Below are 11,538 nucleotides of genomic sequence, written 5' to 3' on the forward strand. Positions count from 1 at the left end.
AGCCGCCATTGGTTATCGACCGCTGATAGCGAGGCATGATCGAGCCCTCACTATGCAATACAAAGGATCGAAAAGCCACTCCCTTGACAATTCCAAGGCATGCACCTCCGCATACCTTTTACGCGCCCGCGGGCAGGAAGCTCTCGACGAGCTCGGCGAACTCCTCGGGCGCGGCGATCCGGACGCCCAGGTCCTCTGCCTTGGTCCGCTTGGATCCGGCCTTCTCCCCGGCGACGAGCAGACTCGTGCGCTTGGAGACGCCGGAGGAGGACTTCCCGCCGGCCCGCTCGATCAGCTCGTTCATCTGATTGCGCGAGAGGCTCTCCAGGGCGCCTGTCATGGCGCCGGTGACCACGACCGTCATTCCGGCCAGCGGCAGGCCGTCCCCCGAGGGGCCCTCCTCGCCGTCCTCCGGCTCGGCCCCGGGCTCCGGCGGCGGAGTCGCTCCGGGCTCCGTCATGTTGACGTCGGCGGCCACCAGCTTGCCGATCAGCGGCGCCAGCTCCGCCAGCTCGGCGACGACCGCCGCCGCCTTCTCCTTGCCTATTCCGTCGACCTTCTGCAACTCCACCGCGTCGGCGGCGACGATCCGGTCCATCGAGGCGAAGTAGCGGGCGATCCTGCGGGACATGGAGCGGCCGGTGCCGCGCACACCGAGGGCGCAGAAGACCCGGGACAGCGGCCGGGTCCTGGCCGCCTCGACGGCCGCCAGCAGATTGTCGGTGGAGGTCTCCCCCATCCGCTCCAGGGCGAGCAGCCGGTCCCGCTCCAGGGTGAAGAGATCGGCGAAGTCCTGGACGAGACCCGCCTCGACGAGCTGGACGACCCGGGTGGCGCCGAGCCCTTCGATGTCGAGCTGATCACGGCCGGCCGCATAGGAGATGGAGGCGACCAGCCGGCAGTCGCGGCCACGGGTGCAACGCCAGCGCTGCTCGCTCATGTCGATCTCCGACCCGCACTGCGGGCAGACCTCGGGAAATTCGACCGGCTGCTCCTCCCCCGTCCGCAGGTGCGCGACCGGGGCCTCGATACGGGGGATGATGTCACCCGCCTTGTAGACCATCACATGGTCGCCCAGGCGCAGATCGCGGCGGGTGATGTCGGCCGGATTGTGCAGGGTGGCGTAACCGACGGTGGAGCCGTCGATCTCGACGGGCTCCAGCACGGCGCGCGGCGCGATGATGCCGGTCCTGCCGACGTTCCACTCGACGCCGAGGAGCCGGGTGATCTTCTCCACGGCTGGGAGCTTGTAGGCGATGGCCCAGCGCGGCGCCCGTGTCCCCGATCCCGCGTCGCGCTGGTCGGCCGCCAGGTCCGCCTTGATCACGATGCCGTCGATACCGAACGGCAGCGAGGCTCGCAGCCCCGCGATGTCCTCGACCCCGGCCTGCGCCTCCTCGACCGTGGTGACGGTGCGCGGCGCGACAGCCGTGTCCGCAGCGGTGTGCACACCGAGGCCCGCGACGCACTCCAGGACCTCGCTGTGCGGGAGTCCCGAGAGGGCCGCCGGCTCGCCTGGTCCGGGCAGCGTGAGCGCCCCGTACGCGAAGAAGGTCATCTCCACGCGATACGGACGGTCCTTGGCCCGCAGGGTGCCCGCCGCGCCGTTCCTCGGATTGGCGAAGGGGGCCGCGCCGTGCTCCGTGCGCACCGTGTTGGCACGCTCGAACTGCTCGTCCGTCATGAGGATCTCGCCGCGCACCTCAATGGTGACGGGAGAGGAGAGCCGCCCGGGCAGGCCGAGCACCGTGCCGATCGCGTGCGAGACATCCTCGCCCGCCGTCCCGTCGCCCCGGGTGATCAGCTGGTCGAGACGGCCCTGCCGGTAGCGCGCGGCGACCGCAAGACCGTCGAGCTTGGGCTCCACGCTCCAGGCGGCGACCGGCCTGCCTGTCCGCCGCTCCACGGATGCCGTCCAGCTGACGAACTGCTCGGCGGAGAACACATTGTCCAGCGAGAGCATCGGGACGGTGTGCGGCACATCCCCCGAGGCCGCACCGCCCGCGACCTTCCCCGTCGGTGAGGCGTCCAGCACCTCCTGCGGGTGCTCCGCCTCGTAGGCCGCGATCCCGCGCACGAGGCGGTCGTACGCATCGTCGTCGAGCGTGCTCTCACCCGCGGTGTAATACGCGGCGGCAGCACGTCCGGCCTCTTCCACCGCAGCCGCGTAGGCGGCGCTGTCGGCGAGCACACCAGCTGAGTTCGTCGTCATGGCCACCATCCTGCCGTGCACCACTGACAACGCCCCGTGACCGCCGCCCGGACGTTCCGCGGAGAGAGCGCTCTCCCATGATCTGGGCTCACAAATTCGTTCAAATAGCAGGTAGTTGAGGGCTCTGCACAGAGTCTTGACATGCTTACTTCACACTTCTACGTTCATTGAGAGAGCGCTCTCTCCCCTCGCCGACGACCGGTCAGGGGACCCCCACTTCCCCGGAACAGGAGTGCCGTGCTCTTCCTCAACAGACGTACGACCGAACACCGCGGACGCAGAGCCCTGCCACCGTGGCGCTACCGGATCGCGGGGCTCGCGGCCGCCGCGCTGGCCCTCTCCTTCATCCAGGCCAATGCGGGCAATGCGGCCGGTGACCAGGGTGCGCAGCCCGGGACGAAGGCCGCGGCCGATGTGGTCAATGTCGCGGAGTTCCTCGCGGAGTGCCCCTACACGCACCGGGCCCCCGACGACCCGATCGTCTTCCCCGAGCTGCCCGGTGCCTCGCACATGCACAGCTTCTTCGGGAACGACTCCACCAACGCCCATTCCGATCTGGCCTCGTTGGAGCAGGGCCGCACCACCTGCTCACCCGAGACCGACCTGTCCTCGTACTGGGTCCCCACGCTGTACGACGGCGACAAGGAGGTGGAGCCCACCGGCACCACCTTCTACTACCTCGGCGAGGGGGTGCGGGACGACGTCATCCGTGACATCAAGCCGCTGCCCCGCGGTCTGCGCATCGTCGCCGGCAACGCCGTGGCCACCGGGCCCGACGACAACACCATCTCGCGCTGGTCCTGCCTGCACGCCGGTGAGGTCGACCCGTCCCACGACTTCGTCAACTGCCCCGAGGGGACGATGATGGAGAGCTACCTGGACTTCCCCCAGTGCTGGAACGGCACCGATCTCGACTCGGCCGACCACAAGAGCCACATGGCCTATCCGGTGGACGGCGCCTGCCCGTCGACCCACCCGGTCGCTGTGCCCAAGCTGCGTCAGGTCCTGCGCTATCCGGTGAGCGGTGACCCGTCACGGTTCCGGCTGGCTTCGGGGGCCGGATACACGATGCACGGCGACTTCTTCAACGTATGGCCCGAGGAAGAGATGGCGCAGCGGGTGCGCGACTGCATCAACGCCATCGTCAAGTGCGGTGCCGACGGCACCCCCTGAGATCCGGTCGGTTCATGTCCACCGGTGCCTGTCCGAGCCCCCGCGGCCCGGGCAGGCGCCCTCGCGCAAGGGATCACCCGCCGATGCCGGCTCGTCGCACAGCAGCGCTGCTTCTCCTGCTCACCGCCCTCACCTCATGCTCCCCGGACGGGGAACGCCCCACGGAGTCCCGGCCCGTGCCGTCGCGGACGGCCGCCCCTTCCCCCTCCGTGGACCCGGCTTCCCCCTCCGGGGACCCGACGGACTCCGCCTGGGTGCAGTTGATGATCCCGATGGACGAGGGAGCCGTGACCCTGCTGGACCTCGCCGGCAAGAAGGCCTCCGGTCCCCGGCTGCCGCCCTGGGCGGCCCGTCTGCGGACCGCCCAGGCAGCCGAACTGGCGGAACTGCGGGGGCTGCGGGACCGGATGGGACTGCCGGAGACCGATGTGCACAAGGGGCACGACATGCCCGGCATGGTGACGGCCCAGGACCTCCAGGACGCCCGTACGGCCGAGGGATCCGCCTTCGACCGCCTGTTGGTGACGCAGATCCACGACCATCTGCGCCAGTCGCAGCAGGTCTCCCGCTCCGAGTCGACGGCGGGCACCCGGGCGGAGGCCACAGCTCGTGCACGGACACTCGCCACCGCCCGCGGGAAGCAACTGGCCACCCTGACGGCTCTGTGCGCGGCCCAGGCCGCTGACGTGCCCGAACCCTTCGCGTGCCCGGCGGATCACCCGGTATAAAGAGGGGCATGACTGCCGACGTGTCGCCCCCCGGACGCCCTGCCACCCTGGAGGACGTGGCCGCGGTGGCGGGCGTCTCGCGGGCGACGGTGTCCCGTGTGATCAACGGCGCGACCACCGTGGATCCCGCGCTGCGGCGCGTCGTGGAGGAGGCGGTGGTCACCACGGGCTACGTCCCCAACCGCGCGGCGCGTTCGCTGGTGACGCGGCGGACCGATTCGGTCGCCCTGGTGGTGTCCGAGCGTGAACGGCGCCCGGTGTCCGAGCCGTTCATCGGCCGGATGTTCTCCGACCCGCACTTCGGGCGCGTCGTCGCCGGGCTGATGGACGTCCTGCGCCCCGCCGGGATCCAGATGGTGCTGATGCTCGTCGACGACCAGGCCTCCCGTGATCAGCTGTTGTCGTATCTGCGCCAGGGACACGTCGACGGGGTGGTGCTGATCTCCTCGCACGCCGACGACCCGCTGCCCGGGCTGATCCACGACACCCGGCTGCCCGCCGTGGTGTCCGGCAGACCCCGGCGGCCCTCGCCGCTCACCTATGTCGAGGCGGACCAGCGGGCCGGCGCCCAGATGGCGGCCGACCACCTCGCGGGACTCGGGCGGCGGTGCATCGGTACGGTCGCGGGCCCGCAGGACATGCCGGCGGGCCAGGTGCGTCTGACCGGTTTCCTGGACGCGCTCGAGCAGCACGGCATCAGGGACGTGGTGACCGCCGAGGCGGACTTCACCCAGTCCGGCGGGGCCTCGGCGATGCGGCAGCTGCTGCGGGAACGGCCGGATCTGGACGCCGTGTTCTTCGCATCCGACCTGATGGCGCTGGGCGCCCTGCCGGTGCTGCTGCGGGCGGGCAAGGACGTGCCCGGGGACGTGGCCGTGGTGGGTTTCGACGACAGTCACGCGGCGGTGGCCTGCGATCCGCCGCTGACGACCGTACGCCAGCCGGTGGAGGAGATGGCCTCCGAGATGGCCCGGCTCGTCCTGAAGCAGATCAGCACACCGGGCGCCGGCCCAGCACCGTCCGTGGTCTTCCATCCGACGCTGATACGACGCGAGTCCGCCTGACGCCGGAGGCTTTCAGCCGCGCGGGCCGGGCACCGCGTCGCCGGAGTCCTGGGCATCGGCGCGGTGGACGGGTACCTCGGCGTCGGCGCGGCGGACGGGGACACCGGCATCGGCCGGCCCGCCGGGGAAGGGCACGTCCGCCCGCATCGCCCCGGTGAAGCCCTCCTGCCGCAGCGGCACCTGCGGCCCGGACAGCTCCCGCAGCCAGCGGGCCAGCACCCGGTGCACGGCCTCCGCCCCCACCGGACCGGCCGGGGGCGACCCCGCCGGGCGGGTGCCGGCCGCCTCGCGCGGGGTGTCCGCCGCCAGGGCGTCCAGGGGGTCCGTGAGCGTACGGGGCCACAGCAGGAACGGCCGCGACTGTTCGCCGCCGAGGCCACCGTGCGAGCCGATCTGCTCCTCGAAGGCGTGTACGCCGCCGGTCCCGGGGTCGTACATCGAATTGACCATGACGTCCGCGACGTGCGGGAAGCCGTCGGTCCGCCGCACTGCGTCCGCCGCGCCGGGCCCGAAGACCGCCATCGGTCCTTCCCCGTCCGTCAGCTCCGCCAACGGGATCTCCGCGCCGCCCCGGGCGAGCACCACCGACCCGTGCCGCCGGCTCCGCACGAGCAGGAAGCCGATCCCCGGGTGGGCGGCGAGTGTGCCGAGCAGCGCGGGGTAGCGCTGGTCGATCTGTTCGCGCGTCGCCCGCCCCTCGATGTCAGGGAAGGACAGCAGGCCGAGGTTCCCGGAGGCGAGCACCACCGGGTCGGACGGCTTGGCCGCCGGGTGCTCCGCCTCCTGCTCCCCGGCGACGGGCCGGTGCAGCGCGATGCGCACGGCGTCGCGGGCCTCCGACGCGCTGCGGGTGCGCTGCGCACGGCGGGGTACGGGCAGCCCGCAGCCGGCCCTTACGAGGTCCTTGAGGGTGAGGCCGTACTGCCCGGCGAAGGTCTCCCCCGGGCTCTGGCCGTGGTCGGACAGCAGGACGATCCGGTAGTCGCGCGGGGTGTGGTCGGCGATCTTCAGGATGAGGCCGAGCGAGCGGTCGAGCCGTGTCAGGACCTTCTCCGCGTCCCTGCTGTGCGGCCCCGAGTGGTGGGCTACCTCGTCGTAGGCGACGAGGTCGGCGTAGACCGCGGTGCGTCCCGCGAACATGTCGCCGATCACCGCGGCGACCACCACATCGCGTTCGACGACGGTCGCGAAGGCTCTGATGAAGGGGTAGAGCCCGCCGCGCTTGACCCGGGGCGACTCCTTGCGCACCCGCGCCCGGACGGACTGGCAGATCTCGCGGCCGACCTCGGCGACGAAGGAGAGTGCGGTGCGGACCGCGTTGGCCGGGTCGGAGAAGTAGGCGAAGTAGCCGGCGCGTGAGCGGCGTCCCTTGCCGCGCCTGGCGGCCATCGACAGGACCAGGGCGAGCTGGCCGGCGCCGCCGCTGAAGAGGTTGCCCCGGCTCGCCCCGTCGACGGTGAGCAGGCCGCCGTCATGGGTGCGGGCGATGGCCCTGCGCTGCAGTTCGAGGGCGCTCGCCGGTCTGCTGGAGACCATGACGGTGCCGGTCTCCTTCTCGAACCAGCGGAAGGCCGGCACGTCGAAGTTGCTGCCGTGCAGGATGCCGAGCTGGCTGGAGCCGGTCTGGCTCGACCAGTCCGTGGTCCAGGGGGTGAGCCGGTGGCCCGCGCCGTCGGCGAGCAGGCCGGCGACGGTCGGCATGAGGCCGTCGGCCGCCGCCTGTTCCAGTACGTGGTGGCCCACACCGTCGAGCTGGACGAACACGATTCCGGGCGGTCCGCCACGGCCGCCGTCCGCGCTCCGCGGCGTGCCGCTGCGCCTGCGGCGACGGTCGGCGAGGCGGGAGAGTCTTCGCCGGTAGGCGTCGTCGTCACGGACCGCGAGGGCGGTGGAGGCAGCGGAGGCTACGGCGGACATGACGGCCGCCACGACGACGGCGGTCTCCGGGTTGGCGTCCCCGCGCCCGTCAGGGATGAGCCACAGGGCGATCAGCAGCAGCGAGCCGTTGAGGAAGAAGACGAGGGCGCCCAGCACCAGGGCGGGCACGATGAGCAGTGCTCTGACGAGCACGGGCCACACCAGGGCGGACAGCAGACCGAAGGCGCCCGCGCCCCAGGCCGCGGTGAAGGCGGTCCTCGTGATGGTGTCGCCGTCCTCGGCCTGGAGCCTGAAGTCGGGCAGGATGCCCGCCAGCGCCAGCATGGTGAGCGTGGAGACGGCCCATACAGCGATCACGCGTAGGACGGCTCCTCCCGCTCTACGCCACCGCTCGTCATTCACGCCGTTCCACCTCATGTCCGGACCCGTCGTTCGTCATGGGCCCGCGTCAAGCCTGTCACAGCCCTCTCAGCCTCGGATGCCGGCCACACCCCTGAGGGCTGTCCCACGGTAGCCCTCCGTAACCGCGCACGGCCACGCGCGCGGACGTGTGAAGGAGCACTCCGGCGTGGGAGGGGCGCGGACCGCATACCCTCGTACGAGTACGAGTACGGGCGCGGGTGCGGGCACGAGGAGGCAGGTCGGTGGAGGTCACCTGGTGGGGTCATGCCACCTGCACGATCGAGGACTCCGGGGTCCGGGTGCTGACCGATCCGCTGTTCGCACGGCGCTTCGCGCATCTGCGCCGGCGCCGTGGCGAGGTACCGCCGCCGGAGGCCGCCGTGGCCGACGCGGTCCTCATCTCCCATCTGCACTCCGACCATCTCCATCTCCCCTCCCTGACCCGTCTCGCCCCCGGCAGCCTGCTGATCGTGCCCCGCGGCGCCGTCGGGGCCGTGCCTGGCCTCAGGCTGCTGCGCCGGGTGCGCGGACTGCGGATCTCCGAGGTCGCCCCGGGGGACGTGGTGCGGGTCGGCGAGGTCCTGGTCCGCGCGGTTCCGGCGCTGCACGACGGCCGCAGGCTGCCGGTCGGCCCGCGCCGGGTGCCCGCTCTCGGATACGTCGTCGAGGGCGAGGCCCGTACGTATTTCGCCGGGGACACCGGACTCTTCGACGGCATGGCCGGTGCCGTGGGGCCGGTGGACGTGGCGCTGCTGCCGGTCGGCGGCTGGGGGCCCAATCTGGGCGACCACCATCTGGACGCGGCCCGCGCCGCGCGGGCGCTGACCCTGCTGGAGCCGAGGTCCGCGGTGCCGGTGCACTACGGCACGTACTGGCCGATCGGGATGGACGGGGTCAAACCGCACGAGTTCCATGCGCCGGGCGACGAATTCGTGCGGGAGGCGGCGCGGGTGGCACCGGACGTGGCGGTGCACCGGCTCGGGCACGGCGAGCATGTGAGGCCGGAGGCCCGTAGGTGATAGGGGAAGTGCTGGGGCAGCTGCCGACTGAGTCGACACAGCAGGCCGTCGGCTATCCGTCGTTGTTCCTGCTCGTGGCGCTGGGGTCGCTGGTGCCCGTGGTGCCGACGGGGGCGCTGGTGAGTACGGCGGCCGTGGTGACGTTGCACCAGACGTCACCGTTCGCCCTGCTCTTCGTGTTCGCCGTGGCGTCGGGCGCGGCGTTCCTGGGAGACATCTGCCTGTACTGGCTGGGGCAGCGGGGGGTGCGGTCCCGCAACGGTTCGAAGTGGCTGGAGGCGATCACCAGCCGGGCCGCGCCGGAGCGACTCGCGCAGGCGCAGCAGAAGCTGGACGAGCACGGCACCGTGGTACTGGTCCTGTCCCGGCTGGTGCCGGCCGGGCGGATACCGGTCATGCTGGCCTGTCTGCTCGGCCGGCTGCCGCTGCGGCAGTTCGCCCGGGGCGATGTGCCCGCGTGTCTGGCCTGGGCGGCGACGTATCAGCTGATCGGGATCCTGGGCGGTTCGCTGTTCGACGAACCGTGGGAGGGCGTGCTCGCGGCGGTGGTGCTGACGCTGCTGATCAGCGGGACACCGGCGCTGTGGCGGCGGCTGCGGGCGCGCATGGCGGGTTGAGGAGCCCGGAGGGCGGGGGCGGCGGCCGGACACGGTCAGGCTTCCAGCACGTGTGAGGCGCCGACCGGCAGGTCCCAGAGGTCGGCGCGCGAGTGCCCGGCCCGCTGCCAGGCCGTACGGAGCCGGGTCAGCGGTTCGAGGACGGGTTCGGCGGAGAGCAGGAACGTCGCCCAGTGCATGGGGGCCATCGCGCGCGCTCCGAGGTCCTCGTACGCCTGGACTGCCTCTTCGGGGTCGGTGTGCACGTCCGAGAGCCACCAGCGCGGTTCGTACGCCCCGATCGGCAGCATCGCGAGGTCCAGACCTGGATAGCGGCGGCCGATCTCCCCGAACCAGTGGCCGTAACCGGTGTCTCCCGCGAAGTAGAGCCGCCGTCCCTGCGCGTCGCCGAGCACCCAGCCGCCCCACAGCGACCGGCAGGTGTCCAGAAGGGTGCGCTTGGACCAGTGGTGGGAAGGCACGAAGTCGAAGCGGACGCCGCCCAGTTCCACCGATTCCCACCAGTCGAGCTCGGTGACATGGGTGAAGCGACGGCGCCGGAACCAGCGGCCGAGACCGGCGGGGACGAGGAGAGGGGTGGTCCTCGGGAGCCTGCGGAGGGTGGGGGCGTCCAGGTGGTCGTAGTGGTTGTGGCTGATCAGGACGGCGTCGACGGGCGGCAGCGCCTCCCAGGGGACTCCGACGGGGGTGATCCGCGCGGGGGTGCCCAGGATGCGCCGGGACCATACGGGGTCGGTGAGGACGGTGAGTCCGCCGATCCTGATGATCCAACTGGCGTGTCCGGCCCAGGTCACGGCCACCGTGTCCAGGCCGGTGACGGGCAGCGGCCGGGGGGCGTATGGCAGCCGGTGCACACCCCGGAGCCCCTCGGCGTTGGGGCGCAGGGCGCGCTCCCTGGCCAGGCGGGTCATGCCCCTGACACCGGGGAGCGGCGCCGTGAGCCGGTCGGCGAAGCTGCGTGGCCAGGTCCGCAGCTCGCCGAGGCGGCGCGGAGCTGCGACGGCAGGGCCTGCCGGCGAGAGGCCGGCTCCGGCGGACGGACGCTCGGTCTGTTCCGTCATCGAGAGGCTCCTGTCATCGGAGTTCGTCGTCATCGGAATTCGTCATCGTCATCGCAGTTCATCGAGGGCTGCTGCGAAAATGCTCAGGGCTCGGGCGACATGCGGCAATTTCAAGGGCTCCACCGCAGTGAGGGACTCCGTCTGCTCCTTCGGGGTTGAGCCGAGCAGCGGTCCGGTGCTCAGTCGCACCCGCAGCGCTCCGAGCTCGTCCCCGAACCGGTGCCCCCCGGGGGCGGGGGCGCCGAGACGTCGTGTCAGGTATTCCTCCAGCTCCATGGAGTCCGTGACGCCCCGGGCCGCCAGCCGGGCCCGCAGCGGTCCGAGATCGGCGTAGAGGTGGCGGCCTACCTGGGGAGGCCTGGCCAGCGCGCCGACGGTGAGCACGGCACGGTGGGCGGCGGAGGCGACATGGCCCTGGAGGTGCGCCGCCTGCCGGATCCTGGCCGTGACGGCTTCGGGCTCGCCCAGTGCGTGGGCGGCGGCCCTGGCGACCGGCTCGGCGACGAGGGCGCCGAGCGCGGTGAGGATGTCGAGGACACGGGAGCGGCGCGCGGCGGCGCGCGCGGTGGCGGGGAAGCGTGCGACGGCGACCGGCCAGGCGGACGGGGTGAGGGCTCCGGCCAGGTCGGACAGGACGGTGACATCGTCGGGGCACATCTCGGCCGGGCTGAGCAGGACGGTGTCCTGGGGCCGGTGCAGGGTGTCGCGCCAGGTCTCGTCGCTGACGATGTGCAGTCCTTCGGAGACCGCGGCCTCGCAGGCCTCGCGGACGAGCTCGGGCGGGGCGAGGGTCGCGGTGGGGTCGTCGGCCACTGAGATCAGGAGCAACCGGGGCCTGCCGCCCTCGGCGCGGACCCTGCGCACGGTCTCCAGCAGGGCGTACGGGTCGGGGATGCCGCCGCACTCGGCGGGCGTCGGCACGTGGTAGGCGGGCCGGCCCAGCAGCCGCGCCTGCGGCATCCAGGTGGCGGGGCAGGGCCGGGGCATGAGCACGTCGCCGCCGTACGCGGCGATCAGCGCGAGCAGGAGGGGCTGGACGCCAGGGGCCGCGGCGATGCCCTCGGGCCCGCCGTGCAGGCCGCGCCGCTCCCAGTAGGCGGCGGCCGCCTCGCGCAGGATCGTTCCGCCACCGGGCGGTTCCGGACGGGTCCGCGCGGCCGACGCGGCCAGTACGCCGGCCAGCTCGGGCAGCACGGGAAGGCCCGGGTCGGGTGCGGGCGGCCCGTAACGGACCTGGCCGTGGTCCTCCCCGGGAGGGCGGGGCTGCTTCCGCTCGCTCCACTGCATCCCGGGGCCTCCCTCCTGCGTCGCTCCCAGGCCCCTTCATACGTTTATACGGAGGTTCCCCGGGCTCCGCCCGCGCACCGCATCCGGAAGATACCGG

General features: G+C 72.2%; 9 protein-coding genes. 5 read left to right on the forward strand and 4 right to left on the reverse strand.

The window, feature by feature from the left end; genetic code table 11:
- Nucleotides 1-118: 118 nt before the first annotated feature.
- A complete protein-coding gene (gene ligA / locus AB0C75_RS14895; protein ID WP_362890686.1) occupies nt 119-2,212 on the reverse strand; it encodes an NAD-dependent DNA ligase LigA in 2,094 nt (697 codons plus the stop codon).
- Nucleotides 2,213-2,449: 237 nt separating this feature from the next.
- Between ligA and AB0C75_RS14900 the strand changes: the two genes are divergently transcribed.
- The 3 genes from AB0C75_RS14900 (at nt 2,450) to AB0C75_RS14910 (ending at nt 5,177) form a co-directional block, all read left to right on the forward strand.
- On the forward strand, nt 2,450-3,385 hold the full coding sequence (locus AB0C75_RS14900) for a DUF1996 domain-containing protein (RefSeq protein WP_362890688.1): 936 nt from the start codon (nt 2,450-2,452) through the stop codon (nt 3,383-3,385).
- A gap of 83 nt (nt 3,386-3,468) precedes the next feature.
- Nucleotides 3,469-4,113, forward strand: a complete 645-nt coding sequence (locus tag AB0C75_RS14905; protein ID WP_362890690.1) for a DUF305 domain-containing protein — start codon at nt 3,469-3,471, stop codon at nt 4,111-4,113.
- An 8-nt stretch (nt 4,114-4,121) separates the two neighbouring features.
- Nucleotides 4,122-5,177, forward strand: a complete 1,056-nt coding sequence (locus AB0C75_RS14910) for a LacI family DNA-binding transcriptional regulator (protein ID WP_362890692.1) — start codon at nt 4,122-4,124, stop codon at nt 5,175-5,177.
- Nucleotides 5,178-5,189: 12 nt separating this feature from the next.
- On the opposite strand, the gene AB0C75_RS14915 is transcribed toward AB0C75_RS14910, so the two are convergent.
- A complete protein-coding gene (locus tag AB0C75_RS14915) occupies nt 5,190-7,472 on the reverse strand; it encodes a phage holin family protein (protein WP_362890694.1) in 2,283 nt (760 codons plus the stop codon).
- Between the two features lie 227 nt (nt 7,473-7,699).
- On the opposite strand from AB0C75_RS14915, the gene AB0C75_RS14920 reads away from it, so the two are divergent.
- A complete protein-coding gene (locus AB0C75_RS14920) occupies nt 7,700-8,476 on the forward strand; it encodes an MBL fold metallo-hydrolase (RefSeq protein ID WP_362890696.1) in 777 nt (258 codons plus the stop codon).
- Nucleotides 8,473-9,093, forward strand: a complete 621-nt coding sequence (locus AB0C75_RS14925) for a VTT domain-containing protein (RefSeq protein WP_362890698.1) — start codon at nt 8,473-8,475, stop codon at nt 9,091-9,093. The genes AB0C75_RS14920 and AB0C75_RS14925 overlap by 4 nt, the downstream gene beginning before the upstream one ends.
- A 35-nt stretch (nt 9,094-9,128) precedes the next feature.
- Here AB0C75_RS14925 and AB0C75_RS14930 read toward each other — a convergent pair whose 3' ends face one another.
- Nucleotides 9,129-10,154, reverse strand: coding sequence for an MBL fold metallo-hydrolase (locus tag AB0C75_RS14930; RefSeq protein WP_362890700.1), 1,026 nt, complete (start codon nt 10,152-10,154; stop codon nt 9,129-9,131).
- Between the two features lie 48 nt (nt 10,155-10,202).
- On the reverse strand, nt 10,203-11,441 hold the full coding sequence (locus tag AB0C75_RS14935; RefSeq protein ID WP_362890702.1) for an aminotransferase class I/II-fold pyridoxal phosphate-dependent enzyme: 1,239 nt from the start codon (nt 11,439-11,441) through the stop codon (nt 10,203-10,205).
- Nucleotides 11,442-11,538 lie beyond the last annotated feature (97 nt).

The organism is Streptomyces sp. NPDC048565, from assembly GCF_040650935.1.
Lineage (GTDB): Bacteria > Actinomycetota > Actinomycetes > Streptomycetales > Streptomycetaceae > Streptomyces.

Bases quoted from the DNA above. Each gene is read 5' to 3' on its own strand.
- ligA (WP_362890686.1), bottom strand. From the start codon at position 2,212: ATGACGACGAACTCAGCTGGTGTGCTCGCCGACAGCGCCGCCTACGCG.
- AB0C75_RS14905 (WP_362890690.1), top strand. From the start codon at position 3,469: ATGCCGGCTCGTCGCACAGCAGCGCTGCTTCTCCTGCTCACCGCCCTC.
- AB0C75_RS14910 (WP_362890692.1), top strand. From the start codon at position 4,122: ATGACTGCCGACGTGTCGCCCCCCGGACGCCCTGCCACCCTGGAGGAC.
- AB0C75_RS14915 (WP_362890694.1), bottom strand. From the start codon at position 7,472: ATGAGGTGGAACGGCGTGAATGACGAGCGGTGGCGTAGAGCGGGAGGA.
- AB0C75_RS14930 (WP_362890700.1), bottom strand. From the start codon at position 10,154: ATGACGGAACAGACCGAGCGTCCGTCCGCCGGAGCCGGCCTCTCGCCG.
- AB0C75_RS14935 (WP_362890702.1), bottom strand. From the start codon at position 11,441: ATGCAGTGGAGCGAGCGGAAGCAGCCCCGCCCTCCCGGGGAGGACCAC.